This is a genomic window from Pseudomonas sp. OV546 (genome assembly GCF_900116845.1).
Taxonomy (GTDB): domain Bacteria; phylum Pseudomonadota; class Gammaproteobacteria; order Pseudomonadales; family Pseudomonadaceae; genus Aquipseudomonas; species Aquipseudomonas petroselini.
In genome coordinates, this window is sequence record NZ_FPCE01000016.1 from 84,065 (window position 1) to 107,463 (window position 23,399).

Consider the following 23,399-nt stretch of genomic DNA (forward strand, 5'->3'; position numbering starts at 1 on the left):
CCTTTGATGAGCCTGTCCCCGCGTCAACACTGGATCGGCGTGCTTGCTCGCGCCCAGCTCAGTGAACTGCAGCCCCACGAAGCCGCGTTGAAGGACGCCGAATACCAACTGATCCGCGCCCCGGAAATCGGCATGACCCTGGTGCGCGGCCGCATGGGCGGCAATGGCGCGCCGTTCAACGTCGGCGAAATGAGCGTGACCCGCTGTGTGGTGCGCCTGGCCGATGGCCGCACCGGCTACAGCTACCTGGCCGGGCGCGACAAGGTCCATGCCGAGTTGGCCGCCTTGGCCGATGCCCATCTGCAAGGCACGCAACCGAGCCGCTGGCTCAGCGATTTGATCACCGCGCTGGCCAATGCCCAGGCCGCCCGCCGTGCGCAAAAAGAAGCCGATACCGCCGCCACCAAGGTCGAGTTCTTCACGCTCGTACGAGGAGAAAACTGATGAGTGCGCCACTGTTGCAGCCGGCGTTTGTTGACCCGGTCCTTGATGCCCAGCGCGGTTTTCGTGCCGCACTCAAGGCCCTCGCCGAGCCCGGTTTGATCCAGCACCTGCCGTGCGCGCCACGCCTCGACGGCCTGGCGCCCGCCACCTACGCCTTGTGCCTGGCGCTCTTGGATACCGACACGCCGCTATGGCTGGCGCCGAGCTTCGAAACGCCGCTGATCCGCGCCAACCTGGCCTTCCATTGCGGCTGCCCGTTGACGTCGAAGCGCGAAGACGCGGTCTTCGCGCTGCTCGGCGAACAGGACCTGCTCGACCTCAGTGGCTTCGACCACGGCAATGACCGCTACCCCGATCAGTCCTGCACCCTGCTCGTGCAGCTCACCGACCTGGAAGGCGGTCGCGGCCTGCTGTGGCGCGGCCCCGGCATCAAGGCCCAGCGCCAGGTGCACCTGCCGGTGCCCCAAGACTTCTGGCACGAACGTCAGCGCCGCGAAGCTTTCCCCCGCGGGCTGGACGTTGTGTTCGCTGCCGGCCACCACTTGATCGGCCTGCCACGCAGCAGCCGCATTGCACAGGAGCACGCCTGATGTACGTAGCCGTCAAAGGTGGCGAACAGGCCATCGACAATGCCCACCGCCTGCTGGCGAAAAAACGCCGTGGCGATACCGCGATTCCGGAACTGAGCGTGACGCAAATCCGCGAGCAACTGCCGTTGGCCGTGGCACGGGTGATGACGGAAGGTTCGCTGTTCGACGAAGAACTCGCCGCGCTGGCGATCAAGCAAGCGGCGGGGGATCTGGTGGAAGCGATCTTCCTGCTGCGCGCCTACCGCACCACGCTGCCGCGCTTCAGCCCGAGCCTGCCGATCGACACCGCGCACATGTCGCTGAGCCGGCGTTTGTCGGCCACGTTCAAGGACGTGCCGGGCGGTCAATTGCTCGGCCCGACCTTCGATTACACCCATCGCCTGCTGGATTTTGCGCTGCTGGCCGAAGGTGAATATCCAGGGCCGCAGACCACGCCGGAGGCGACGTTGGAAGCCTGCCCACGCGTCCTCGGCCTGCTCGCCAAAGAAGGCCTGATCAAGCCCGAAGTCGACGACAACGCCACGGTCGCCGACATCACTCGCGACCCGCTGGAATACCCCGCCAGCCGTGCCGAACGCCTGCAGGCCCTGGCCCGTGGCGATGAAGGCTTCCTGTTGGCGCTGGGCTACTCGACCCAACGTGGCTACGGCCGCAATCACCCGTTTGCCGGCGAGATTCGCATCGGCGATGTGGACGTGTGGATCGATCCGCAAGAGCTGGGCTTCCCCATTTGCCTGGGCAGCATCGAAGTGACCGAGTGCGAGATGGTCAACCAGTTCGTTGGCTCGGCCACTGAGCTGGCGCAGTTCACGCGCGGGTATGGCCTGGCGTTCGGGCATGCCGAGCGCAAGGCCATGGGGATGGCGTTGGTCGACCGCTCGTTGCGCGCCGGGGAATACAACGAAGAGATCGTCTCGCCGGCCCAGCGCGAGGAGTTCGTGCTGGCGCACTGCGACAACGTCGAGGCCGCCGGTTTTGTCTCGCACCTCAAGCTACCGCACTACGTGGACTTCCAGTCCGAGCTGGAGCTGATCCGCAAACTGCGCCAATCCGCCGAGGGCTCCCGCCATGAATGACACGGCCTACAACTTCGCCTACCTCGACGAACAGACCAAACGCATGATCCGCCGCGCGTTGCTCAAGGCGGTGGCGATCCCCGGTTACCAGGTACCGTTCGGTGGCCGCGAAATGCCATTGCCGTATGGCTGGGGCACGGGCGGCATGCAACTGACCGCCGCGATCCTCGGCGCGGATGACGTGCTCAAGGTCATCGACCAGGGCGCCGATGACACCACCAACGCCGTGTCGATCCGCCGCTTTTTCGCGCGCACTGCGGGCATCGCCACCACCGAAGCCACGCCGGACGCCACGCTGATCCAGACCCGCCACCGCATCCCGGAAACACCGTTGCAGGCTGGGCAGATCATGGTTTACCAAGTGCCGATCCCCGAGCCGTTGCGCTTCATCGAACCGTCGGAAACCGAGACCCGCACCATGCACGCCCTGAATGATTACGGGGTGATGCACGTAAAGCTCTACGAAGACATCGCCACCTTCGGCCATATCGCCACCAGCTACGCCTACCCGGTGATGGTCGACGAGCGCTACGTGATGGACCCGTCGCCGATCCCCAAATTCGACAACCCGAAACTCGACATGAGCCCGGCGCTGATGTTGTTCGGCGCCGGTCGCGAAAAGCGCCTGTACGCGGTGCCGCCGTATACGCAGGTCACCAGCCTCGACTTTGAAGACCACCCGTTCGCCGTGCAGCAGTGGGAGCACAACTGCGCGATCTGTGGCAGCCATGAGTCGTTCCTCGATGAGCTGATTCTGGATGACGCCGGGACCCAGCGTTTCGTGTGCTCCGACACCTGGTATTGCGCCCAACGGGTTCTGGAGAACAACCAATGAGCCAGGTTCTTTTGAAGCAAAAAGCCGACGCACCGCTACTGCAAGTGCGCGACCTGTCCCTGCTGTACGGCCCGGAGAAGGGCTGCCAGGACGTCAGCTTCGATCTGTACCCCGGCGAAGTGCTGGGCATCGTCGGCGAGTCCGGCTCGGGTAAATCCACCTTGCTCTCGTTGTTGAGCGGGCGTCTGCCACCGCAAGCGGGCAGCATTGGCTATCGCAGCAAGGACGGCGAATGGCTGGACCTCTACAGCGCCAGCGAAGCCGAGCGCCGCACCTTGCTGCGGACCGAATGGGGCTTCGTCGAGCAGAACCCTCGCGACGGCCTGCGCATGGGCGTGTCGGCGGGCGCCAATATCGGTGAGCGTCTGATGGCCCAAGGCGTGCGCAACTATGAGCAACTGCGCGGCGCCGGGTTGGACTGGTTGAGCCAGGTGGAAATCGACCCCCAGCGTATCGACGACTTGCCGCGCACCTTCTCCGGCGGCATGCAGCAGCGCCTGCAAATCGCCCGCAACCTGGTCTCCAGCCCACGCCTGGTGTTTATGGATGAGCCCACCGGCGGCCTCGATGTGTCGGTGCAAGCGCGCCTGCTCGACCTGTTGCGCGGCCTGGTGCGTGAGCTGGACCTGGCGGTGGTGATCGTCACCCACGACCTGGCCGTGGCGCGGCTGCTGGCCGACCGCCTTATGGTCATGCGCCGCTCGCGGGTGGTGGAAACCGGGCTCACCGACCAGATCCTCGACGATCCACAGCACCCTTACTCTCAACTGCTGGTGTCTTCGGTATTGCAGCCATGACAAATGCCTTGATCGAGGTCCGTGACCTTTCGAAAACCTTCACCCTGCACCAGCAGAACGGCGTGGTGCTCAACGTGTTGCGCGGCGTGGAATTCAGCGTGCAGAGCGGTGAGTGCCTGGTGCTGCATGGCGCGTCCGGTGCAGGTAAAAGCACCTTGCTGCGCACCTTGTACGGCAATTATCTAGCGGCGGGCGGCAGCATCCGCGTGCGCCATGCTGGTGAATGGCTGGAACTGGTCGGCGCCGAGCCGCGTGACATTCTCCAGGTGCGTCAACAGACCCTTGGCTATGTCAGCCAATTCCTACGGGTGATCCCGCGTGTGGCTTGCCTGGATGTGGTGATGGAGCCGGCCCTGGCGCGCGGCTGGTCCAAGGCGAATGCGCAGTCCCGCGCCGAGCACCTGCTGACCCGCCTGAACATCCCGCAGCGTCTGTGGCAACTGGCACCCGGTACGTTCTCCGGTGGCGAGCAACAGCGCGTCAACATCGCCCGCGGTTTCATGGTGGCCTGGCCGGTGATGCTGCTGGACGAACCCACCGCGTCTTTGGACGACAACAACCGCCAGGTGGTGCTGGAACTGATGAACGAAGCCAAGGCTGAGGGCGCCGCGCTGATCGGCATCTTCCACGACCGTGCTGCCCGTGAAGCGGTCGCCGACCGCCATTTCGACATGACCCCCACGTCCGTCGCCGCAGAGGAATACGCCCATGCCCGCTGAACAGATCCTCAGTAATGCCCAGATTGTCATGGCTGATCGCATGTTCCTGGGCTCGGTGGTGCTGCGCGACGGCACTATCGTCGACCTCGCCGAGGGTCGCAGCCAGCTGCCCCAGGCCCAGGACCTCGGCGGTGATTGCCTGTTGCCGGGCCTGGTGGAGTTGCACACCGACAACCTGGAAAAACACATGACCCCGCGCCCCGGCGTGGACTGGCCGTCGACCTCCGCGGTGCTCAGCCATGATGCGCAGATCATCGCGGCGGGCATCACCACGGTGTTCGACGCGGTGTCCATCGGCGACGTGAACCCCAAGGGCAACCGCATGAAAAAGCTGCCGGCGATGCTCGAGGCCATTGCCCAGGCGGAAGGTGCCGGCCTGACTCGCGCCGAGCACCACCTGCACCTGCGTTGCGAGCTGTGCCACCCGGATACCCTCAGCGTGTTCCGCGACCTGGTGGAAAACCCGTTGGTGCGGCTGGTGTCGGTGATGGACCATTCGCCGGGCCAGCGCCAGTTCGTGCTCGAATCCAAATACCGTGAGTACTACATGGGCAAGTACCACCTGAACGACGAGACCATGGACGCGTTCATCGTGCTGCAAAAAGCCAACTCCCTGGCCTACAGCGATCGCTATCGCGCGGCCATCGTCGAGCATTGCCTGGCGCGTGGCCTGTCGGTGGCCAGCCACGACGACGCGACACTGGCCCACGTGGAAGAGTCGGCGCGCTACGGCATGACCATCGCCGAATTCCCCACCACCCTGGAAGCCGCGAAGGGCTGCCAGGCGCTGAACATGAAAGTCTTGATGGGCGCGCCGAACGTGGTGCGCGGTGGGTCGCACTCGGGTAATGTGGCCGCGGCGGGCCTGGCGGCCGAGGGGTTGCTGGATATACTTTCCAGTGACTACTACCCGGCGAGCCTGTTGCAGGCTGCGTTTGTGCTGGCCGACCAGCAGGACGGTGGCGACCTGTCGCGGGCGGTCAAGATGATCAGCCTGGCGCCCGCGCAAGCGGCAGGCCTGAAGGATCGCGGTGAAATTGCCATTGGCCTGCGCGCCGACCTGGTCCAAGCCCGCAGCCGCCAAGGGCTTCCTGTAGTGCAACAAGTATGGCGACAAGCGAAGAGGGTGTTTTGATGGCAGGCAGGTTGATCTATCTCATCGGGCCCTCCGGCTCGGGCAAGGACAGCCTGCTGGATGCCGCACGCCCCCGTTTGGCCGAGCGCGGTTGCCGCATCGTGCGCCGCGTTATCACCCGCTCCGCGGAAGCGGTGGGTGAAGCGGCGCAGGGGGTGAGCCCGGAGCAGTTTGCCACGATGCAGGCCGAGGGCGCGTTTGCCCTCAGCTGGCAGGCGAATGGCTTGTCCTACGGTATTCCCAGGGAAATCGACGACTGGCTGGCGGCGGGTGACGACGTGCTGGTCAACGGCTCCCGCGCGCACCTGGCGCAGACGCGCGAACGTTACCCGACGTTGCTGGTGTTGCTGCTGACGGTTGACCAGGCCGTGTTACGCCAACGCTTGATCGCACGAGGCCGTGAGGCGTTGGCCGACATTGAAGCGCGCCTGGCGCGCAATGCGCGCTTCACGGCCGACTTGATCGCCGGTCATGGCGCAGGGTTGTTTGTCCTGGACAATTCCGGGCCGCTGGCACATACCGTCGAACGCCTGCTGTGCTGCCTGGACCACGGGCACTCGGCATGCGCCTGACCTTGCTGGGCACCGGTGACGCGCGGCAAGTCCCGGTGTATGGCTGCGAGTGCCCCGCGTGCGGTTTGGCGCGCAGCGATGCCAGCCTGCGCCGCCGACCTTGCAGTGCGCTGATCGAATGCGGCGACCAGCGCTGGCTGATCGACAGCGGCTTGCCCGACCTCACCGAACGCTTCCCGCCGCGCAGTTTCAACGGGATTCTGCAAACCCACTACCACGCCGATCATGCCCAGGGCCTGCTGCACCTGCGCTGGGGCCAAGGGCTGGTGATCCCGGTGCACGGGCCTGCGGATCCGGAGGGTTTATCCGACCTCTACAAGCATCCGGGTATCCTGGATTTCAGCCAGCCATTCAGCGAATTCGAAACCCGGCAGTTTGGCCCACTCAGCGTCACCGCGTTGCCGTTGCAGCATTCCAAGCCGACCCTGGGTTACCTGCTGGAAGGCGAGGGGCGGCGCATCGCCTACCTCACCGACACCGTCGGCCTGCCACCGGCGACCCAGGCCTGGCTGCAACGTGAACCGCTGGACGTGCTGGTACTGGATTGCTCCATGCCGCCGCAACCGCAGGCACCGCGCAATCACAATGACCTGACGCTGGCGTTGCAGAGCATCGAGGACACAGGGGCTCAGTTGGGTGTGTTGACCCATGTGGGGCATACGCTGGATGCGTGGTTGCTGGAGCACCGCCGGGAGTTGCCGCGGCATGTTTCCATTGGTTGGGATGGGCGCGTGCTTTGAGGTGGAACTGGCTTCCACCTCTGATCCAAATTGTCAGGGCGATGGGGTTTCAGCCAGCAACTGCTCCACATACTCCACAAACGCCCGTGCCTTGGCACTCGCCATTCTGCCCGTGGCGTACACGGCCCATAAATCCCGCGCGGGTAACTTCCAATCGGCCAGCACGGTCTTCACTTCGCCACTGGCCAGCTCCGGCGCGAACATCCAGGTAGACGACAACGTCAGCCCCAAATGGCTCAACACCGCCGCACGTACACCCTCAGCCGCGGTGACGCGCACGCGCCCATGGGCGACGATGGGGTATTCCTGGTCGCCTTGGGTAAAGCGCCAGTGCGAGCCTTCGCCACGGGTGTAGATGATGGCTTGGTGTTGCAGCACATCCGCCGGCGTGGCGGGCTCGCCGAAGCGTTCGAAGTAGGCCGGGGTGCCCAGGATGACGCAGGGCGATTCACCGATCTTGCGCGCCGTTAGGCTTGAGTCATTCAGGTTGCCCATGCGCAGGGCGACGTCGATGCCTTCTTCGATCAGGTTGAGGCTACGGTCGTCGAGCACCACGTCCACATTCAACTCGGGGAACTGCGTCAGGAAGGGGCCCAGGTGAGGAATGATGTGCATCCGGGCGAAGGTTACCGGAGCGCTGATGCGCAAGGTGCCGGAGAGCCCCGCCCCCGCGCCGCGTGCAGCGTCGTCAGCGGCGTTGGCTTCATCAATGGCGCGCTTGGCTTTCTCGAAAAACGCCAGGCCTGCCTCGGTGGGCGTCAGGCCCCGCGTGGAGCGCAGCACCAACCGCACGGCCAGGCGCGTTTCCAATTGCGCGATGCTTTTGGAGACGGCGGGCTGACCGATGCCCAGGCGTTTGGCGGCAGCGGAGAAAGAGCCCGTTTCGATCACGTGGACGAAGGTTTCCATAGCGGTGAGGCGGTCCATCGGCTGTTCCTGCTTGGCGTGGCGGCGCTCAAGCCTAAGGCGATGGACGACGGCTGTCATGCGTTTCCCGCCCTGAGCAGGCGGGTTTTCAATATTCAGTAAAACAGCCGTCAGTCAGAGATAGGTATTCTGTGCTTGAGTAAAGATAACTCTAGGGTTGCTTTTATTCAGGCCAAGCCAAGGAGGCTGGGGGGCAAAGCAGGTTATTGATCAAGGAACTGCAAGAGGCAGGTTGGGTAGTGGATCGGGTCACCGGCAGTCATCACATTTTTACCCATCGCTATAACCCGTACACCCTCCCGGTGCCGCATCCCAAGAAGGACCTGCCGCTGGGCACCGTCAGAAGCATCAGGAAACGCGCCGGTTTGTTTCAGTTTTAAGGAGAGCATTCATGCAATACCCAATCTGTATCGAATGGGGCGATGACTTCACCGCCACCGGTATCCAGATCCCCGATATCCCAGGCGCAGTCACCGCCGGGGACAGTTTTGAAGAGGCCTACAACGCCGCCGTGGAAGTCGCGCACATCATGCTGCAAGCCATCGCCGCAGAGGGCGGGGTGATTCCGATGCCAACGTCGGTGGCCCATCATCACGCGAACGAAGACTACGCCGAAATGGGCTGGGGCATGTTGGAGCTGGACGTCACGCCCTACTTGGGCAAGACCGAGAAGGTCAATGTGACCTTGCCCGGTTATGTCATCCAGCGTATTGACCGTTATGTGCGCGAGCACAAGGTCAAAAGCCGTTCTTCATTCCTGGCCGATGCCGCGCTTGAGAAATTGGTGCGGTCCTGACGGGGGCGCCCACTGCGGCCACCGGCGCCGTTTTGGATGCCTTGAAGAACGTTGAACAGGTATGTCCTCACCCTTCGGAAAACCGCGTACTTGAACAACACCTGTTTTTTTAGATCTTGTTTTTTTCCTGCAAAAACAACGTGATGCCGTTCAGGTTGTTGTGTTGTCGAGTGTTTAAATTGCAAATGAATGCTTAGTTATATCGCCGCGTATGTCGAACCGCGCAAGTGTTGCGGTTAGAACCACATCTACGTTGGTGTCCAGTTTTTCAGCGTGCGAGCGTATCTCTAGAACGGCGGATCAACGGTCGGTTGGCCGGCGTTCTGGGTTACTCGAACGCCGAATTGGCTTGATTCGGCTCTTTTTATTCACACTGAAGGCGCCGCACAATGAATAACTATGACCTGCGCAGTATGAGTCCTCTTAATAACCTGCCGGTATCGGACCCCGGCCCGTTTGGTGCGGGGGCTGGAAATAAGCCCGCCTACACAACGGACCAGGCAGCCAAACAACTCTCGCGGGAAAACCTGCGCTTTCATGACCGTAATGATGATTCGACCGTCGATGTGCATTACACGGTAGACAACAGTTTCACTCAACCGCAGCAGCAACGCGTCCGCCAGGCGCTGCAGTCTTGGCAGGATGTTGCCAATATCAACTTTCGCGAGCAGTCAGGCGGCTCGGACGGCACGCTCAACGTGCGCAACAATCCACGCAGCGATCGTGGTGTCGCGACCTCTCCGAACCGTGCCACGCCTCACACCACGGCCACGCTTGGCACACAGGGCGGGAACAGCTCAGCGGCATTGGGCAGTCACTTTTCGCTGACTGCCATTCATGAGATAGGCCACGCCATCGGTCTGCATCATCCGGGTGACTACAACGGCGGTAACCCCAATTACCAGACTGGCGCGACCTACGCAGGGGATACGCATGCGCGCACTGTCATGAGTTACTTTTCTGAGAAAAATCAGAAGGGCCATGACTTCAAGAACCAGAGCCCGTCCGCGCCGATGATGGACGATATCGCCGCAGCACAACGCCTGTACGGTGCCAACCATCAAACCCGTAACACCGACACCACCTATGGATTCAATTCCAATACCGAAAGGGAGGCGTTTAGCCTCAAAAGCGCCACGGACAAACCGGTCTTCTGTGTGTGGGACGGTGGGGGTGTCGACACGATGGATTTCTCCGGGTTTGCCCAGGACCAGAACATCGACCTGAACGCCGAATCGTTTTCCGATGTGGGCGGGTTGAAGGGCAATGTGTCGATTGCCAAGGGCTGCACGATTGAAAATGCAATGGGCGGCGCCGGCCGGGACACGCTCTCGGGGAATGATGCCGCTAATCGGCTCAAGGGTGGTGGGGGGGCTGATACCCTGAGAGGCGGGGGTGGCGCGGATACTTTTGTCTACGACAAGGCCAGTGACTCCACGCCGGACCAGCCTGACATGATCGAGGATTTCACCAGCGGTACCGATAGAATCGACGTGTCGGGTGCGTTGAAGGACGCGGGTGTCCGTGGCCTGGTATTTACCGATCGGTTCACTGGGCGAGCGGGTGAAGCAGTGCTTAAGCAGGATGCCAGTACGGGCCAGTCAAGCCTGGCCATTGACCTGAAAGGAACGGGCACTGCGGACTTGTTGGTCAAGAGTAAGGGCGAGATCAAGCCGGCCGATGTGCGGTGGGACGGCCAGGCACCGGAGGTCTCACCCTTGCCCAAGCCGGCGCCTGCTCCCACACCGGCGCCTGTCCCGGCGCCTGCCCCCACTCCCGCGCCCTTGCCGGATAAAAAGCAGGACAGTACCGCTGGCGTGATCCACATCTTTGTCGTCACATTGCTAGCGATCTTCTCGCAGTTGCTGAGCCTGCTAACGTCGTCGTCCGGCCAGGCATCCGCTGGAAAAAAACAGCCCTGATTCCACCACTCAAGCGGTGGCGGCCGTGCCCTGGCGCGAAGCACTCAGGAACCGCAGCAACGCCACCAACGGAAATGCACTGCCCACCAGCATCACGCCCAGCCAGCCGCCGTGTTCATACACGCTGCTGGCAATGGCTGAGCCGAAGGCGCCGCCGATGAAGATGCTGGTCATGTACAGCGCATTCAGGCGGCTGCGGCTGTTAGCGTCGAGGGCGTAGATGGCACGCTGGCCGAGCACCATGTTCATCTGCACGCAGAAATCCAGGACCACACCGGTCACCGCCAAGCCGATCACGCTGTACAGCGGGTGCACGAAGGCCGGCAGGAAGCTCAACGCGGCGAACAGCATGGCCAACAGCGAAGCGCGGTGGGTATGGCCGGCATCGGCCAGGCGCCCGGCGATAGGCGCGGCGATGGCACCCAGTGCACCGACCAAGGCAAACAGCGCGATCTCGCTTTGGCTCAGGCCGTGATTGCGCGCCAGTTCCAGTGGGGCGGCGGTCCAGAACAGGCTGAAGGTGGCGAACATGCAACCCTGGTAAAACGCGCGTTGGCGCAGTACCGGTTGCTCACGCAGCAAAGTGCCGAGAGAGCGCAGCAGTTGGCCGTAGCTGGCGCTGTGGTCGGGTTGGCGCTTGGGGATGGTGATCAGCAGCACCACGCTGATAAACGCCATCAACGCCGCCGCCGCCATGAACATCGCGCGCCAGCCGAAGTGGTCCGCCACTACGCTGGACACCGGCCGAGCCAGCAGGATACCGAGCAACAGGCCGCCCATGATGCTGCCGACCACCCGGCCACGGGACTCGGCGGGTGCCAGGTGCGCGGCCAGTGGAATCAGGATTTGCACCGACACCGAACTGAAACCGATCAACAGCGACACCAGCAGGAACAGGTTCGGCTGCTCGGTGACCGCTGCCCCCAACAGGCTGGCGATAGCGAGTACGGTGGTGGCGATCATCAGCTTGCGGTTTTCCAGCAGATCACCCAACGGCACCAGGAAAAACAGGCCCAGGGCGTAGCCGATTTGCGTCAGCGAGACGATCAGGCTGGCCATGGCGGGCGTGAGGCCGATGTCCGGTGCGATCAGCTCGATGATCGGTTGCGCGTAGTAGATGTTGGCGACGATCGCGCCGCAGCAAAACGCAAACAGCATCACCATGCTCCGGGTCATGGTGGTTGTAGCGTGGGAAGTAGCGTTCATGGTGTTCTCATAAAAGCGAAGGAAAGTGGGGCGAGCCTAAAGACAACACCGTAGCCGGGGTAGGCCGTCGGCAGTGATAACACTCATGCCCGGTAATGATGAGTGAATCGTTAACTTTCTGCGCGAGGCCTGATGATACATTCAGGCACAACTGCCGAAACAGGAAATTGACTGTCATGAAAATCACGTTGAACAAGATGCTCCTGGCTTCCACGCTTGCCGCCGCCATGGCCGTTGGCCTGGCCCAGGCTGCGGACGCACCACGAGTGGGTGTGCGCGGCGCCATTACGGCGATGGAAGGCGATGCGATGCACGTCAAGGTCAACAGCGGCGAGGACGTTATCGTGCACCTCACCCCGGCCACCCAGGTGCGCGCGGTCACCCTGGCCAAGATCGATGAGATCAAGCCCGGCAGCTACATCGGCTCCGCCGCCATGCCCAATGCCGACGGCAGCCTGACCGCGCTGGAAGTGCACGTGTTCCCCCCGGCCATGGCCGGTACGGGCGACGGGCATCGCGCGTTTGATCTGAAAGAAGGCAGCAGCATGACCAACGGCACCGTCGGCGACCTGGTGGTCAGCAACGGGCGGACGTTGACCGTGAAATACAAAGGCGGCGAACAGAAGATCGTCGTGCCGGAGGATGTGCCGATCGTCAACCTGGAGCCGGGGGATCGCAGTTTGCTCAAGGCGGGCGTGAAGGTGGTGTTGTTTGCGGCGCAGGGGGCGGATGGGACTATCACGGCCCAAGCCATCTCGGCCGGCAAGGGTGGCATCACACCACCGATGTAGAGGCCAAAACACGGAGCCAAATGTGGGAGGGGGCAAGCCCCCTCCCACATTTATCAATTACTGGCCGCTGTAGATCTGGTCGAAAACGCCGCCATCATTGAAGTGAGTCTTCTGCACCGTGCGCCAGTCACCAAAGGTCTTCTCCACCGACAGGAAGTCGACTTTCGGGAAGCGGTCGGTGTACTTGGCCAGTACTTTCGGATCACGCGGACGCAGGTAGTTGTTGGCGGCGATTTCCTGACCTTCCGGCGACCACAGGTACTTCAGGTAGTCTTCGGCGGCCACGCGGGTGCCTTTCTTCTCGACCACTTTGTCGACCACCGACACCGGCGGCTCGGCTTCGGCGGAGACGCTTGGGTAGATCACTTCGAACTGATCGCGCCCGAATTCACGGGCGATCATCTCGGCTTCGTTCTCGAAGGTCACCAGCACGTCGCCGATCTGGTTGGTCATGAAGGTCGTGGTGGCGGCACGGCCACCGGTGTCCAGCACAGGGGCCTGTTTGAACAGTTTGCCGACAAACGCCTTGGCTTTGTTTTCGTCGCCGCCGTTCTTGAGCACATAGCCCCAGGCCGACAGGTAGGTGTAGCGGCCGTTACCCGAGGTTTTCGGGTTGGGCACGATCACCTGCACGCCATCCTTGAGCAGGTCCGGCCAGTCTTTCAGGGCTTTGGGGTTGCCTTTGCGCACGATAAACACGGTGGCCGAGGTGAACGGCGCGCTGTTGTTCGGCAGGCGGGTGACCCAGTTGTCCGGCACCAGTTTGCCGTTGTCGACCAGGGCATTGATGTCGGTGGCCATGTTCATGGTGATCACGTCAGCCGGCAGGCCGTCGATCACCGAGCGCGCTTGTTTGCTGGAGCCGCCGAAGGACATCTGCAGGGTCAGCTTGTCGTTCGGGTGCTCGGCTTCCCAGTGTTTCTGGAAGGCGGCGTTGTAGTCCTTGTAGAAGTCGCGCATTACGTCATACGAGACGTTGAGCAGTGTGACGGGGGCAGCCTGGACGGCGCCCGCCAGGGCAAGGCCGGCGGCCAGGAGAGAGGCGCTAACGAGTTTTTTCACTGCTCATTCCTTGTTGTTCGAGAAGGTTGTCGATTGAGTGAGGGCAATTTGCCAGCGACTATAGCTGGCGCCGCATAGACGTTTAAAGATTAAAACGCACTTTGCTTATTCCACTTTCTTAAAAAGCGCATTGCCACAGCGCGAGCAAAAGGCCGCATTAGGCTCATGGCTGTTTTTCTTGCACACCGGGCAGTCGGTTTGCAGTTGTTCACCGCGCATGGCACTGGCCAGTTCGGCGGTGAAAATACCGGTGGGCACGGCAATGATCGAATAACCGGTGATCATCACCAGCGACGAAATCACCTGGCCCAGCGGTGTCTTCGGCACGATATCGCCAAAGCCCACGGTGGTCAGCGTGACGATGGCCCAGTAGATGCCTTTCGGGATGCTGGTAAAGCCGTGTTCCGGGCCTTCGATCACGTACATCAAGGTGCCGAACACCGTCACCAGGGTGCACACGCTGACCAGGAACACCACGATCTTCTGCTTGCTGCCGCGCAGCGCCGCCATCAGGTAATTGGCTTGCTTGAGGTAGGGGCTGAGCTTGAGCACGCGGAAGATCCGCAGCATGCGGATGATGCGGATGATCAGCAGGTACTGCGCGTCGCTGTAATACAGCGCAAGGATGCCGGGCACGATCGCCAGCAAATCCACCAACCCATAAAAGCTGAAGGCATAGCGCAACGGCTTGGGCGAGCAATACAGGCGCAACCCGTACTCGATCAGGAAGATCAGCGTGAAGCCCCACTCGATGTAGGCCAGCACATCGGCATAGTTCTGGTGTATCTGGTCGATGCTGTCGAGCATCACGATCACCAGGCTGGCGAGGATGATCAACAGCAGGATGCCGTCAAAGCGCCGCCCGGCGACCGTGTCACTTTGAAAAACCATGACGTAGAGCCGCTGGCGCCAGTCGTTGTTGCTGTCCATAAATCCCGCCCGAATCGAATATCGAGCAAGCCTAGGGGGATTCGAAGGGCCTGTCCATGCGGGGTTTGCGCAGCACTCGGGCGCCTGCGTGCACCAGCCAGCAGGCGAGGATGAACGGTGCGGTCAGCGCGGGCAGGTGCAGGGCGGCAAAGCCTGGCGTGAGGAGGATCGCCAGCAGGAGACCGAGCAGCGGCAGCCAGGGTTGGCGACGCACTTGGCTCAGTGCCACGGCGGCCAACGCCGGGTTATAGCCGTGCAGGCCGAGGAGGGCGCTGGCGGGTTCCTGCAGCCACAGCGCGAGCAGCGTGCCGGCACTGGCGCCGATCAGGGCCCATACGCAGGCGCGGCGGTTGGCCAGCCACAGGCCCAGTGCAATCGAGGCACCGGCCACCGGCTGATCCAGCAGCATGATTTGCGCCAGGCCGGTGAAGGGCGCGGTGAGCACGGCCAGGGTGTCCGACTCGGTCACGGCAAACGTGCTCGGCGGTACCGTGCCCAGCAGTAACCAGCCCAGGCCGACAAAAGGTGCGGTATAGGCCGGCAAGTCATCGGGCTGGCTGGCGTGTTTCAACCAGTGCCGCGTCAGGATCGCACTCAAGCCGCCGCACGCCAGGATCAGCGGCGGCAACAACGCCGACCAGGCGAAGTGCTGGCTGATCAACACACCCAGCAGCACACCGTTATAGCTATAAAGCCCGGCCTGGCGTTCAACCTTGGGATAGCCCCGGCGCTGGGCCGTGAGCAAGCCCGCCACGCCACCGAGCAGCGCCCCGCCCAGCAGGGCCGGTGCGCCGATCAGGATGGCGAGCAGGCACAGCAGGCCACACAGGGGATGGCGTTGCAGGAAGATCTGGCTGAAGCCGTTGAGCAGGGCTTCGGCCCAGTCGGGGCAGGTTTGGTTGTGCATGGGTCGAGTTTCTAAGGGGGATCGCCACAGAGGATTAGAGTAGGGTTTCGATCCGCAGTGAATTGGTCGACCCCGGCTGCCCGAACGGCACCCCCGCCGTAATCACCAACGTGTCCCCACGCTGCGCCATGCCCTGCGCCTGCGCGATCTCCAGCGCGGTGGAACACACTTCATCCACTTGGCGCAGGCGGTCGTTGACCACCGAATGCACGCCCCAGGCCACGCTCAAGCGCCGTGCCGTGGACAGGTTCGGCGTGAGGTTGAGGATCGGCGCCACCGGCCGTTCCCGCGCCGCGCGCAGGCTGGAGCTGCCCGACTCGCTGTAGTTCACCAATACCGCCACCGGCAGGATGCTGCTGATGCGGCGGATCGCGCAGCTGATGGCGTCCGACACTGTGGCATCCGCCTTGGGCCGGCTGACATCCAGCTGGGCCTGGTAGTCCGGGCCGTTTTCCACTTGGCGGATGATCTTGCTCATCATCTGCACGGCCTCCAGCGGGTACTCACCGGAGGCGGTTTCCGCCGACAGCATCACCGCGTCCGCGCCTTCGGCCACGGCATTGGCGACATCGGTAACTTCGGCACGGGTCGGCGCCGGGGAGAAACGCATGGACTCCAGCATCTGCGTGGCCACCACCACCGGTTTGCCCAGTTGGCGGCAGGTGCTGATGATGTCTTTCTGGATCTGCGGCACACTCTCGGCCGGCACTTCCACGCCCAGGTCACCTCTGGCTACCATGATTGCGTCGCTCAGTTCGGCGATTTCCCGCAGGCGCTGCACGGCCGAGGGTTTCTCGATCTTGGCCATCAGGAAGGCTCTGTCGCCGATCAGCTCACGGGCTTCGCGGATATCCTCCGGGCGCTGCACGAACGACAGCGCCACCCAGTCCACACCCAGTTCCAGGCCGAAGCTCAGGTCGCGTCGGTCCTTGGCGGTCAGTGGGCTGAGTTCCAGCAAAGCTTGTGGGACGTTCACGCCTTTGCGGTCAGACAATTCGCCGCCGTTCAGCACCGTGGTGTCGATGGCGTCGGCGTGTTTGGTGATCACCCGCAGGCGCACCTTACCGTCGTCCAGCAGCAGGTCCATGCCGGGCTCAAGGGCCTGGATGATTTCCGGGTGAGGCAGGTTGACCCGGCGCTGGTCACCGGGTGTTTCGTCGAGGTCCAGGCGCAGGGCCTGGCCGCGTACCAACTGCACCTTGCCCTCGGCAAACCGCCCGACCCGCAGCTTCGGCCCTTGCAGGTCCATGAGGATGCCCAGCGGGTAATTCAGCTGGCGCTCCACCTGGCGAATCCACTGGTAGCGCTGGGCGTGGTCGGCGTGGTCGCCGTGGCTGAAATTGAGCCGGAAGATATTCACGCCGGCTTCCACCAGCTCGCGGATGTCATCGATACCGTCGGTGGCCGGGCCCAGGGTGGCGAGGATTTTGACCTTCTTGTCAGGCGTCATGTTTGGCAGTCTCAAGGATCAGGATGGCGCGGAAGTCGTTGACGTTGGTGCGCGTCGGCTCGGTGACGATCAAGCCGTCGAGGGCGGCGAAATAGCCGTAGCCGTCGTTGTTATCCAACGCGTCGCTGGCCGACAGGCCGAGCGCTTCGGCGCGGCGGTAACTGCACGGCGTCATGATCGCGCCGGCGTTGTCTTCCGAGCCGTCGATGCCGTCGGTATCACCGGCCAGGGCGTAGACGCCGGGCAGACCTTTGAGGCTGTCGGTGAGGCTCAGCAGGAATTCCGCATTGCGCCCGCCACGGCCATCGCCGCGCACGGTCACGGTGGTTTCGCCGCCGGAGAGGATCACGCACGGCGCCGCCAGCGGCTGGCCGTGCTGGACGATCTGCCGGGCGATGCCGGCGTGCACCTTGGCCACGTCCCGTGCTTCGCCTTCAAGGTCGCCCAGGATCAACGGGCTGAACCCGGCCTGGCGCACTTTTACCGCCACCGCTTCCAGGGATTGCTGGGGGCGGGCGATCAATTGGAAGTGGCTGCGGGCAAGCACCGGGTCGCCGGGCTTGACGGTTTCCGAGGCCGGGTTCTGCAACCAGCTGCGCACTGAAGCCGGGGCGTCGATGTGGTAGCGCTTGAGAATCGCCAAGGCCTGTTGCGAGGTGCTCGGGTCGCCGACCGTGGGGCCGGAGGCGATCACCGTGGCCTGGTCGCCCGGCACATCGGAAATCGCATAGGTGTACACCGTCGCCGGCCAGGCCGCTTTCGCCAGGCGGCCACCCTTGATCGCCGAGAGGTGCTTGCGCACGCAATTCATCTCGCCAATGGTCGCCCCGGATTTGAGCAGGGCTTTGTTGATCGCCTGTTTGTCGGCCAGGGTGATGCCTTCGGCGGGCAGGGCCAGCAGGGCAGAGCCGCCGCCGGACAGCAGGAAGATCACACGGTCGTCTTCGCCGAGGTTGCTGATCAATGCCAGCACGCGCTGGGCCACGGCCAGTCCGGCGGCGTCGGGCACGGGGTGGGCGGCTTCGACCACTTCGATTTTCTGGCAGGGCGCGCCGTGGCCGTAACGGGTGACCACCAAGCCGGTGACTTCGCCCTGCCAGACGTTCTCCACGACCAAGGCCATGGCGGCGGCGGCCTTGCCGGCGCCGATCACGATCACACGGCCGCTGCGGTCGGCGGGCAGGTAGGGTTCGAGGACTTGCCGGGGGTGGGCGGCGTCGATGGCTGTGGCAAACAGCTCGCGAAGCAGGTGTTGCGGATCGACCGACATAAGCGGGCTCCCGGGGGATTCTTGTTATTAGAGGTGAGGCTTGGAATGCGATCAAAGTGTGGGAGGGGGCAAGCCCCCTCCCACACTTTGATTGCATTTCATCAGGGGCTATTTATCGCGAATCGAAAAATTCGCCATATGCTCCAGCCCCTTGATCAGCGCCGAATGGTCCCAGTTACCGCCGCCAATCGCCGTGCACGTGCTGAACACCTGTTGGGTGCCGGCGGTGTTCGGCAGGTTGATCCCCAGCTCCTTGGCGCCGGCCAGGGCCAGGTTGAGGTCCTTCTGGTGCAGGTTGATACGGAAGCCCGGATCGAAGGTGCCCTTGATCATGCGCTCGCCATGCACTTCGAGGATTTTCGACGAAGCAAAGCCGCCCATCAGCGCTTCACGCACCTTGGCCGGGTCGGCGCCGTTCTTGGCGGCGAACAACAACGCTTCGGCCACCGCCTGGATGTTCAGCGCGACGATGATCTGGTTGGCAACCTTGGCGGTCTGGCCATCGCCATTGCCGCCTACCAGCGTGATGTTCTTGCCCATGGCCTGGAACAGCGGCAAGGCGCGTTCGAAGGTCTGCGGCTCACCACCGATCATGATGCTCAGGGTGCCGGCCTTGGCGCCGACTTCACCACCGGACACCGGTGCATCCAGGTACTGCGCGCCGGTCTCGTTGATCTTCGCCGCGAACGCCTTGGTGGCGGTGGGGGAGATCGAGCTCATGTCGATCACCACCTTGTTCGGCGACAGGCCTGCAGCCACGCCGTCTTTGCGGAACAACACGTCATCGACCTGCGGGGTGTCCGGCACCATGACGATGATGAACTCGGCTTCCTGCGCCACTTGCTGCGGGTTGGCCAGGGCCACGGCACCCGCGTCGAGCAACGCTTGCGGGGCCTTGCCGTGATGCTCGGAGAGGAACAGTTGGTGACCTGCTTTCTGCAGGTTGGCGGCCATGGGTTGGCCCATGATGCCGGTGCCGATGAATCCGATTTTAGCCATGACGAAAATCCTCTTGTTATTACACCGCAGGTCCCCTGTGGGAGGGGGCTTGCCCCCGATGACGGTGTGTCAGGTAAAACAGTACTGACAGACCCGCCGCTATCGGGGGCAAGCCCCCTCCCACATTGGTGTTGCGTCGTGTTGGTTAGATGGCGTTATGGGTCTTGAGCCAACCCAGCCCCGCTTCGGTGGTGGTCAACGGCTTGTACTCGCAGCCGACCCAACCCGGGTACCCGATGCGGTCCAGGTGTTCGAACAGGAAGCGGTAGTTGATCTCCCCGGTCCCCGGCTCGTTGCGCCCTGGGTTATCCGCCAACTGGATGTGGTTGATCTCTTCCAAGTGGGCGGCCATGGTGCGGGCCAGGTCGCCTTCCATGATTTGCATGTGATAGATGTCGTATTGCAGGAATAGATTGTCGCTGCCGACCTGCTCGCGAATCGACAGGGCCTGCGCCGTGTTGTTCAAGTAGAAGCCTGGAATGTCGCGGGTGTTGATCGCTTCCATCACCAGCTTGATGCCCACCGCTTGCAGCTTTTCGGCGGCGTACTTGAGGTTGGCGACGAAGGTTTTTTCCAGGGTCTTGTCATCAATGCCTTGTGGTCGAATGCCCGCCAGGCAGTTGATCTGGGTGTTGCCCAACACCTCGGCGTAGGCAATCGCCAGCTTGACCCCAGCACGGAATTCCTCGGTCCGGTCAGGGTGGCACGCCAGGCCGCGTTCGCCCTTGGCCCAGTCGCCGGCCGGCAGGTTGAACAGCACCTGGGTCAGGCCGTGAGCGTCCAGTTGCGCCTTGATTTCGGCGGAGCTGAATTCATACGGGAACAGGTACTCGACACCTTCGAAGCCGGCATCGGCGGCCGCTTTGAAACGGGCAAGGAAGTCCTGTTCGGTAAACAGCATGGACAGGTTGGCGGCGAAACGCGGCATAAGGTTCTCCTTAATCGAGCAGGGAAATGGCAGTCGGCGCATCGTTGCCGACCAGTGCCAGGTCTTCGAATTCGTTGACGGCGTTGATCTCGGTGCCCATGGAAATGTTGGTCACGCGTTCCAGAATAATTTCAACGATCACCGGTACCTTGAATTCTTCGATCATTGCCTCGGCACGGCGCAGTGCCGGTGCGATCTGGCCGGGTTCGAACACGCGCAGGGCCTTGCAACCCAGGCCTTCGGCGACGGCGACGTGGTCCACGCCATAGCCGTTGAGTTCCGGAGCGTTGAGGTTGTCAAAGGACAGCTGCACGCAGTAGTCCATTTCAAACCCGCGCTGGGCCTGGCGGATCAAGCCCAGGTAGGAGTTGTTCACCACCACGTGGATGTACGGCAGCTTGAACTGCGCGCCCACGGCCAGTTCTTCGATCATGAACTGGAAGTCATAGTCGCCTGACAGTGCCACCACCTTGCGGCTCGGGTCGGCCTTGACCACGCCGAGAGCGGCAGGGATGGTCCAACCCAGCGGTCCGGCCTGGCCGCAGTTGATCCAGTGGCGTGGCTTGTACACGTGCAGGAATTGCGCGCCGGCAATCTGCGACAGGCCGATGGTGCTGACGTAGCAGGTGTCTTTGCCGAACACCTGGTTCATTTCTTCATACACACGCTGTGGCTTGACCGGCACGTTGTCGAAGTGAGTCTTGCGGTGCAGGGTGGCTTTGCGTTGCTGACAGTCGTGCAGCCAGGCACTGCGGTCCTTGAGCTTGCCGGCGGCTTTCCACTCGCGGGCGACTTCGATAAACATCGTCAGTGCGGAACCGGCGTCGGACACTATGCCCAGGTCCGGGGTGAAGACGCGGCCAATCTGCGTCGGCTCGATGTCGACGTGAATGAACGTGCGGCCCTCGGTGTAGACCTCGACCGAACCGGTGTGGCGGTTGGCCCAGCGGTTACCGATGCCCAGCACCACGTCCGACTTGAGCAGGGTCGCGTTGCCGTAGCGGTGAGAGGTTTGCAGGCCGACCATGCCCACCATCTGTGGGTGATCGTCCGGGATGGTGCCCCAGCCCATCAGCGTCGGGATCACCGGGATACCGGTGAGTTCAGCGAATTCAACCAGCAAGTCGCTGGCGTCGGCGTTGATCACGCCGCCACCGCTGACCAGCAGTGGTCGCTCGGCCTGGTCCAGCAGGGCCAGGGCTTTCTCGACCTGGATGCGGGTTGCCAACGGCTTGGCCAGGGGCAGTGGCTGGTAGGCGTCGATGTCGAATTCGATCTCGGCCATTTGCACGTCGAACGGCAGGTCGATCAACACCGGGCCGGGGCGGCCGGAGCGCATTTCGTAGAAGGCTTTCTGAAAGGCGTACGGCACTTGGCCCGGCTCCAGGACAGTGGTCGCCCACTTGGTCACCGGTTTGACGATGCTGGTGATGTCCACGGCCTGGAAGTCTTCCTTGTGCATACGGGCGCGGGGGGCCTGGCCGGTAATGCACAGGATCGGGATCGAGTCGGCCGAGGCGCTGTACAGGCCGGTGACCATGTCGGTGCCCGCCGGGCCCGAGGTGCCGATGCACACGCCGATATTGCCGGCCTTGGTCCGGGTGTAACCCTCGGCCATGTGGGAGGCGCCTTCAACGTGGCGAGCAAGGACGTGATCGATGCCACCCACCTTCTGCAAGGCCGAGTACAGCGGGTTGATCGCGGCGCCTGGGATACCGAAGGCGGTGTCCACGCCTTCACGGCGCATCACCAGGACGGCGGCTTCGATTGCTCTCATTTTGCTCATGATTTTGGTGCCTCTTGCGTTTTGTAATTGTATACAAGTGGTGTCTGGCCAAAGTGTATTCACGGCGAGCGGCATAGGTCAATGCATTTTATAGACTGGCCTTTGCGTTCGTCGGAACGGCTTTTTTCGACGTATGGAGCCTTTGTGCGAAAATATTGTATACAAAATTAAAAGCCATCGTGTTCTATTTGTTTGATCAAGCATCTGATCATTCAGACCGCCACGGCATTCCCAATAACAAAAGAAGGACGGCACCATGAGCGCTTTAACCTTGAAACTCGCCACCCAACTGGCCAGCCAGGCCCTCACTGCAGGGCGCACCCTGTCGGCAGCGCCGCTGACCATTGCGGTGCTCGACAGCGGCGGGCACCTGATCACCCTGCAGCGCGAAGACGGCGCCAGCCTGCTGCGCCCGCAGATCGCCATTGGCAAGGCCTGGGGCGCGATTGCCCTGGGCAAGGGCTCACGCCTGCTGGCACTGGACGCACAGCAACGCCCGGCGTTTATCGCCGCGCTGAACAGCCTGGGGCAGGGCAGCGTGGTGCCGGCGCCGGGTGGGGTGTTGATTCGGAATCAGGCAGGCGTGGTGCTGGGCGCGATCGGGATCAGCGGGGATACGTCGGATATTGATGAGCAGTGTGCGATCACGGCGATCGAGGGGGTGGGGTTGATGGCGGATGCGGGGGTGTCTGCTTGATTTTTCGTTGACTGTTAGGGCCTCATCGGGAGCAAGTCGAATCGTCGCACCGCCCCTCCCACACTTGAATTGTGAACACCGTCAAATGTGGGAGGGGCGGTGCGACGATTCGACTTGCCCCCGATTGGCACAGACGCCACGGTCTATCAGTCCGGCTCACATCCCTTGAGCACCAACCGGATAATTGTCTGCGCCGCCGCTTCGTAATCCGCTTCATCCAACTTGGCCTTGCCGGTCACCGCCGAGATCTGCCAGTCGAAGTCCGCATACGTCTGCGTGGCCGCCCAGATGCTGAACATCAAGTGATTGGGGTCAATCGCCGCGATCAGGCCGCGATCGACCCAATGCTGGATGCACGCGATGTTGTGCTTGGCTTGGGCGTTCAACTGTTCGACCTGGTCGGCACTGAGGTGCGGGGCGCCGTGCATGATTTCGCTGGCGAATACCTTGGAGGCAAACGGCAGGTCGCGGGAGATGCGGATTTTTGAGCGGATGTAGTTGCTCAGCACCACCGAAGGCTCACCGTCCGGATTGAACGGCGTGGAAGCGGCCAGGATCGGCTCGATAATGCTCTCGAGCACCTCGCGGTAGAGGTTGTCCTTGGACTTGAAGTAGTAATAGACGTTGGGCTTGGGCAGCCCGGCCTTGGCGGCGATGTCGCTGGTTTTAGTCGCGGCGAAGCCTTTGTCGGCAAACTCCTCGCTGGCCGCCCGCAGGATTTTTTCTTTGTTGCGCTCGCGAATGGTGCTCATAAACCAGAGGTTTCCTTGCCAGGACAGGCGGTTGCGCATGGTAGCACCGGCCATCCGCGAGCCTCAAC

Annotated in this window: 25 protein-coding genes; 14 read left to right on the forward strand and 11 right to left on the reverse strand. The window is 62.6% G+C overall.

The annotated features are described in order from the left end of the window. The first annotated feature begins 6 nt into the window (after positions 1–6). From phnG to phnP, 9 genes are read left to right on the forward strand one after another with little or no spacing between them, the layout of a single operon-like run. Entirely contained in the window at positions 7–444 is a 438-nt protein-coding gene (gene phnG, locus BM403_RS27420; RefSeq protein ID WP_043205020.1) for a phosphonate C-P lyase system protein PhnG, read from the forward strand. Continuing rightward, complete coding sequence (gene phnH / locus BM403_RS27425; RefSeq protein WP_093546116.1) at positions 444–1,034, forward strand: phosphonate C-P lyase system protein PhnH; 591 nt, start codon at positions 444–446, stop codon at positions 1,032–1,034. The genes phnG and phnH overlap by 1 nt, the downstream gene beginning before the upstream one ends. Further along, positions 1,034–2,110 carry a carbon-phosphorus lyase complex subunit gene (locus BM403_RS27430; RefSeq protein WP_064052906.1) on the forward strand — a complete coding sequence of 359 codons (1,077 nt, stop codon included), beginning with the start codon at positions 1,034–1,036 and terminating at the stop codon, positions 2,108–2,110. Before phnH ends, BM403_RS27430 begins: the two co-directional genes overlap by 1 nt. After that, positions 2,103–2,945, forward strand: a complete 843-nt coding sequence (locus BM403_RS27435; protein WP_012723056.1) for an alpha-D-ribose 1-methylphosphonate 5-phosphate C-P-lyase PhnJ — start codon at positions 2,103–2,105, stop codon at positions 2,943–2,945. The genes BM403_RS27430 and BM403_RS27435 overlap by 8 nt, the downstream gene beginning before the upstream one ends. Then, complete coding sequence (gene phnK, locus BM403_RS27440; protein ID WP_046035728.1) at positions 2,942–3,742, forward strand: phosphonate C-P lyase system protein PhnK; 801 nt, start codon at positions 2,942–2,944, stop codon at positions 3,740–3,742. Before BM403_RS27435 ends, phnK begins: the two co-directional genes overlap by 4 nt. Beyond that, entirely contained in the window at positions 3,739–4,461 is a 723-nt protein-coding gene (gene phnL, locus BM403_RS27445; protein WP_093546119.1) for a phosphonate C-P lyase system protein PhnL, read from the forward strand. Before phnK ends, phnL begins: the two co-directional genes overlap by 4 nt. Then, positions 4,451–5,596: an alpha-D-ribose 1-methylphosphonate 5-triphosphate diphosphatase gene (locus BM403_RS27450; protein WP_046035727.1), complete on the forward strand. Its 1,146-nt coding sequence runs from the start codon at positions 4,451–4,453 to the stop codon at positions 5,594–5,596. Before phnL ends, BM403_RS27450 begins: the two co-directional genes overlap by 11 nt. Further along, positions 5,596–6,168: a phosphonate metabolism protein/1,5-bisphosphokinase (PRPP-forming) PhnN gene (gene phnN / locus BM403_RS27455; protein WP_012723060.1), complete on the forward strand. Its 573-nt coding sequence runs from the start codon at positions 5,596–5,598 to the stop codon at positions 6,166–6,168. The genes BM403_RS27450 and phnN overlap by 1 nt, the downstream gene beginning before the upstream one ends. Next, positions 6,159–6,908, forward strand: coding sequence for a phosphonate metabolism protein PhnP (phnP, locus tag BM403_RS27460; protein ID WP_093546122.1), 750 nt, complete (start codon positions 6,159–6,161; stop codon positions 6,906–6,908). Before phnN ends, phnP begins: the two co-directional genes overlap by 10 nt. Before the next feature lie 33 nt (positions 6,909–6,941). Here the strand turns inward: phnP and BM403_RS27465 are convergent, their stop codons facing one another. Continuing rightward, positions 6,942–7,835 carry a LysR family transcriptional regulator gene (locus BM403_RS27465; RefSeq protein ID WP_093546125.1) on the reverse strand — a complete coding sequence of 298 codons (894 nt, stop codon included), beginning with the start codon at positions 7,833–7,835 and terminating at the stop codon, positions 6,942–6,944. 206 nt (positions 7,836–8,041) lie between these two features. Here BM403_RS27465 and BM403_RS27470 point away from each other — a divergent pair, with 206 nt between their 5' ends. The 3 genes from BM403_RS27470 (at position 8,042) to BM403_RS27480 (ending at position 10,553) form a co-directional block, all read left to right on the forward strand. Continuing rightward, positions 8,042–8,215 (forward strand): type II toxin-antitoxin system HicA family toxin, encoded by a 174-nt coding sequence (locus tag BM403_RS27470; RefSeq protein WP_093546128.1) that lies wholly within the window; start codon positions 8,042–8,044, stop codon positions 8,213–8,215. 11 nt (positions 8,216–8,226) lie between these two features. Continuing rightward, on the forward strand, positions 8,227–8,631 hold the full coding sequence (locus tag BM403_RS27475) for a type II toxin-antitoxin system HicB family antitoxin (RefSeq protein WP_012723064.1): 405 nt from the start codon (positions 8,227–8,229) through the stop codon (positions 8,629–8,631). 389 nt (positions 8,632–9,020) lie between these two features. Next, a complete protein-coding gene (locus BM403_RS27480; RefSeq protein ID WP_093546131.1) occupies positions 9,021–10,553 on the forward strand; it encodes a M10 family metallopeptidase C-terminal domain-containing protein in 1,533 nt (510 codons plus the stop codon). A 9-nt stretch (positions 10,554–10,562) separates the two neighbouring features. Here BM403_RS27480 and BM403_RS27485 read toward each other — a convergent pair whose 3' ends face one another. After that, positions 10,563–11,759 (reverse strand): MFS transporter, encoded by a 1,197-nt coding sequence (locus tag BM403_RS27485; protein WP_012723066.1) that lies wholly within the window; start codon positions 11,757–11,759, stop codon positions 10,563–10,565. Positions 11,760–11,935: 176 nt separating this feature from the next. On the opposite strand from BM403_RS27485, the gene BM403_RS27490 reads away from it, so the two are divergent. Then, positions 11,936–12,550, forward strand: coding sequence for a DUF5666 domain-containing protein (locus BM403_RS27490; protein WP_064052896.1), 615 nt, complete (start codon positions 11,936–11,938; stop codon positions 12,548–12,550). A gap of 57 nt (positions 12,551–12,607) precedes the next feature. Here the strand turns inward: BM403_RS27490 and BM403_RS27495 are convergent, their stop codons facing one another. From BM403_RS27495 to gcl, 8 genes are all read right to left on the reverse strand, one after another. Beyond that, positions 12,608–13,612, reverse strand: coding sequence for a sulfate ABC transporter substrate-binding protein (locus tag BM403_RS27495; protein ID WP_033897617.1), 1,005 nt, complete (start codon positions 13,610–13,612; stop codon positions 12,608–12,610). Positions 13,613–13,717: 105 nt separating this feature from the next. Further along, positions 13,718–14,542, reverse strand: coding sequence for an ion transporter (locus BM403_RS27500; RefSeq protein WP_012723069.1), 825 nt, complete (start codon positions 14,540–14,542; stop codon positions 13,718–13,720). A gap of 31 nt (positions 14,543–14,573) precedes the next feature. Then, positions 14,574–15,449 (reverse strand): urea transporter, encoded by an 876-nt coding sequence (locus tag BM403_RS27505; protein ID WP_093546134.1) that lies wholly within the window; start codon positions 15,447–15,449, stop codon positions 14,574–14,576. A gap of 34 nt (positions 15,450–15,483) precedes the next feature. After that, the gene (gene pyk, locus BM403_RS27510) at positions 15,484–16,899 is read right to left on the reverse strand and encodes a pyruvate kinase (RefSeq protein ID WP_093546137.1); all 1,416 of its coding nucleotides are present in this window, start codon (positions 16,897–16,899) and stop codon (positions 15,484–15,486) included. Beyond that, on the reverse strand, positions 16,889–18,169 hold the full coding sequence (locus BM403_RS27515) for a glycerate kinase type-2 family protein (protein WP_012723072.1): 1,281 nt from the start codon (positions 18,167–18,169) through the stop codon (positions 16,889–16,891). The genes pyk and BM403_RS27515 overlap by 11 nt, the downstream gene beginning before the upstream one ends. A 108-nt stretch (positions 18,170–18,277) precedes the next feature. Then, positions 18,278–19,168, reverse strand: a complete 891-nt coding sequence (locus BM403_RS27520) for a 2-hydroxy-3-oxopropionate reductase (RefSeq protein ID WP_012723073.1) — start codon at positions 19,166–19,168, stop codon at positions 18,278–18,280. 145 nt (positions 19,169–19,313) lie between these two features. Beyond that, positions 19,314–20,096 carry a hydroxypyruvate isomerase gene (gene hyi / locus BM403_RS27525; protein ID WP_093546140.1) on the reverse strand — a complete coding sequence of 261 codons (783 nt, stop codon included), beginning with the start codon at positions 20,094–20,096 and terminating at the stop codon, positions 19,314–19,316. A 10-nt stretch (positions 20,097–20,106) separates the two neighbouring features. Then, on the reverse strand, positions 20,107–21,882 hold the full coding sequence (gcl, locus tag BM403_RS27530; protein ID WP_012723075.1) for a glyoxylate carboligase: 1,776 nt from the start codon (positions 21,880–21,882) through the stop codon (positions 20,107–20,109). Between the two features lie 256 nt (positions 21,883–22,138). Between gcl and BM403_RS27535 the strand changes: the two genes are divergently transcribed. Continuing rightward, a complete protein-coding gene (locus BM403_RS27535; protein WP_093546142.1) occupies positions 22,139–22,579 on the forward strand; it encodes a GlcG/HbpS family heme-binding protein in 441 nt (146 codons plus the stop codon). Between the two features lie 146 nt (positions 22,580–22,725). Here BM403_RS27535 and BM403_RS27540 read toward each other — a convergent pair whose 3' ends face one another. Next, entirely contained in the window at positions 22,726–23,331 is a 606-nt protein-coding gene (locus BM403_RS27540; protein WP_012723077.1) for a TetR/AcrR family transcriptional regulator, read from the reverse strand. Positions 23,332–23,399 lie beyond the last annotated feature (68 nt).